This is a genomic window from Mycobacterium sp. TH-M15 (assembly GCF_057473705.1).
Window position 1 is genome coordinate 1 of the sequence record NZ_JBYCLB010000286.1, and the last position, 3,274, is coordinate 3,274.

Genomic DNA, 3,274 nt, shown 5'->3' on the forward strand with positions numbered 1-3,274 from the left:
GACCAACCCTTCCCCGACCTCGGCCTGGACTCGATGATGGCGATGAACATGCTGAAGGAGACGCAGCGGCTGGTGGGCCGCGACCTGTCGGCGTCGGTGTTCTGGAACCACCCCAGCATCGCGCAGCTGGCGGCGCATCTGGTGAAATTACTCGGACCACGACAGACACCGCAGCCGGCCGAGACCGCCGGCACGGTCGTCGAGCCGACCGGGGGCGTGCTGGACGAGTTGTTGGCAGATGTGGAAGCGGAATCGGCCGGTAGCGGGAGCGGTAATCTTCGATGACAGCGATCTTCAGCAGGGTTGCGACGATGCCCGCCGAGCAGCGGGATTCGCTGACCGAGCGGTTCGACAAGGCCGCCCGGGTCGCCACCGCCGAACCGATCGCGGTGATCGGCGTCGGCTGCCGGTTCCCGGGTGGGGCCACCGGTCCGGAGCGCTACTGGAACCTGCTGGCCGGCGGCGGCGACGCGATCACCGAGATCCCCCCGGACCGCTGGGACGCCGACGAATACTACGACCCGGACCAGTTCGCGCCGGGCCGGATGTCGTCGAAGTGGGGCGGCTTCCTGCCGGACGTGGCCGGCTTCGACGCCGACTTCTTCGGCATCTCGCCGCGGGAAGCCGAGGCGATGGACCCGCAGCAGCGGCTGATGCTCGAAGTCGCGTGGGAGGCACTGGAACACGCCGGGATCACCCCGGAGCAGGTCGCCGAAGCCCGCGGCGCGGTGATGATGGGCGTCTACTACACCGAGTACCAGTCGATCTCGGCGGCCAACCCGAACAGCATCGACGCCTACTCGGCGACCGGCAACGCGCACGCGGTGGCGGTCGGGCGGATCGCCTACCTGCTCGGGCTGCGCGGACCGGCGATGGCGGTGGACTCGGCCTGCTCGTCGTCGCTGGTCACCGTCCACCTGGCCTGCCAGAGTCTGCGGCTTCGGGAGAGCGACCTGGCGCTGGCCGGCGGGGTGAGCCTGATCCTGCGCCCGGAGACCCAGATCGCCATGTCCAAGTGGGGGATGCTCTCCCCACGCGGTCGCTGCCACAGCTTCGACGCCGGCGCCGACGGCTTCGTCCGCGGCGAGGGCGCCGGGGTGGTGGCGCTCAAACGGCTCACCGATGCCATCCGGGACGGCGACCGGGTGCTGGCGGTGGTGCGCGGCTCGGCGGTCAACTCCGACGGCCGCTCCAACGGGTTGACCGCGCCGAACAACGTCGCCCAGCGTGACGTGATCGGTCGCGCGCTGCGCAGCGCCGACGTCCCGCCGGGCACGGTGAACCTCATCGAGACGCACGGCACCGGGACCGCGCTCGGCGACCCGATCGAATTCGACGCCTTGTCCAGCGTCTACGGTCAGGGCGCCGCGCCGTGCGCGCTGGGCGCGGTGAAGACGAACATCGGTCACCTGGAGGCCGCCGCCGGCATCGCCGGCTTCATCAAAGCGGTGCTGGCCGTGCAACGCGGCCTGGTGCCGCCGAACCTGCACTTCTCGCAGTGGAATCCGGCGATCAAGCCGGAGTCGACCCGGCTGTTCGTCCCGACCGAGCCGGCGCCGTGGCCCACCGACGCGGAACCGCGCCGGGCCGCGGTGTCGTCGTTCGGCCTGGGCGGAACCAACGCGCACGTGGTCATCGAGCAGAGCCCGGACCCGCGGCCGGCGCCGGCGCCGGACGGCGCGCCGGTGACGACGCTGGTGCTGTCCGGGAAAACCGAGCCGCGAGTGGCGGCGTGGGCGGCGACCCTGGCCGACTGGCTGGCGGCCGAGGGTGCGGCCGTACCGCTGGCCGACGTCGCCGACACGGTGAACCACCACCGCGGCCGGTATCCGAAGATCGCGGTGGTCTGTGCCCGCGACCGGGACGAAGCCGTGCGCGGGCTGCGGGCGGTCGCCGCCGGTGAGCCGGCACCGGGTGTGGTCGGCCCCCGCGCCGCGGTATCCGCCCCGGGAACGGTGTTCCTGTACTCCGGCCAGGGGTCGCAGTGGGCCGGAATGGGCCGGCAGCTGTTGGCCGACGAACCGGGGTTCGCGGCCGCGGTCGACGCGTTGGAGCCGGTCTTCGTCGCGCAGGTCGGCTTCTCGCTGCGGGCGGTGCTGGAGTCGGGTGAGCCGGTGGTCGGCATCGACCGGATCCAGCCGGTGCTGGTGGGGGTGCAGCTGGCGCTGACCGCGTTGTGGCGCAGCTACGGGGTGGAACCCGACGCCGTGATCGGGCACTCGATGGGGGAGGTGACCGCGGCGGTGGTGGCCGGGGTGCTGAGCCCGGCCGACGGGCTGAAGGTGATCGCCACCCGGTCGAAGCTGATGACGCGGCTGTCCGGGCAGGGCGCGATGGCGCTGCTGGAACTCGGCGCCGACGCGGCCGAGCAGCTGATCGCCGGCTATCCGGACGTCACGGTGGCGGTGTACGCCGCGCCGGAGCAGACGGTGATCGCCGGCCCGCCCGACCAGGTCGACGCGGCGGTCGCCGTGGTCGACGGCCGGGGCAAGCTGGCCCGCCGGGTCGACGTCGACGTGGCATCGCACCACCCCACCGTCGACCCGATCTTGGACGAATTACATTCCGCGCTGGCCGATTTGGTTCCGATGACACCGAAGGTACCGCTGATCAGCACGGTGATCCGCGGTGCGGACGACGAGCCGCGATTCGATGCCGGCTACTGGGTGGCCAACCTGCGCACCCCGGTCCGGTTCGGCGACGCGGTGCGCGCCGCGGCGGTCGGTCACGCGACCTTCGTCGAGGTGAGCCCGCACCCGCTGCTCACCCACGCGATCACCGCCAACCTGGCGGCGGCCCGGCCCGGCGGTGAGCTGCAGGTCGCGGCGACGCTGACCCGGGACACCCCGGAGTCGCTCACGTTCCACACCCATCGGGCCGCTATCCGTCCGCCCGGTGCCGGGGCTTCGCCGTCCGACGGCTTCGCGGCCCGGCTGGTGGACCTTCCGCCGACGCCGTGGCGGCACGTGCGGTATTGGGCGGCACCGTCATCGGCCGCCCGCCGGCCGGCCGGCAGCCATCCGCTGCTGGGCACGCACATGGAGATGCCGTCCGGGCGGGAACACGGATGGCAGGCCGACCTGGGCGCCGACCTCGTCGGGTGGCTGGCCGACCACATGGTGCACGGCCAGATCGTGATGCCGGCAACGGGTTTCGCCGAGATGGCGCTGGCCGCGGCCAGTCAGGCCCTCGGTGTCCCGGTCCGGTCGCTCACCGTGCGCCGGCTCGAGGTCGAGCAGATGCTGCCGCTGGGCGAGCAGACCCGCGTCACTAC

Annotated in this window: 2 protein-coding genes; both read left to right on the forward strand. The window is 72.4% G+C overall.

Going from position 1 to position 3,274, the window contains the following annotated elements; genetic code table 11:
• Positions 1-285: acyl carrier protein (locus AC2VNT_RS06675; RefSeq protein ID WP_486946103.1), on the forward strand; the 285-nt coding region annotated here is incomplete at its 5' end.
• On the forward strand, positions 282-3,274 hold a 2,993-nt coding region (locus AC2VNT_RS06680; protein WP_486946104.1), incomplete at its 3' end, for a type I polyketide synthase. The genes AC2VNT_RS06675 and AC2VNT_RS06680, both read left to right, overlap by 4 nt.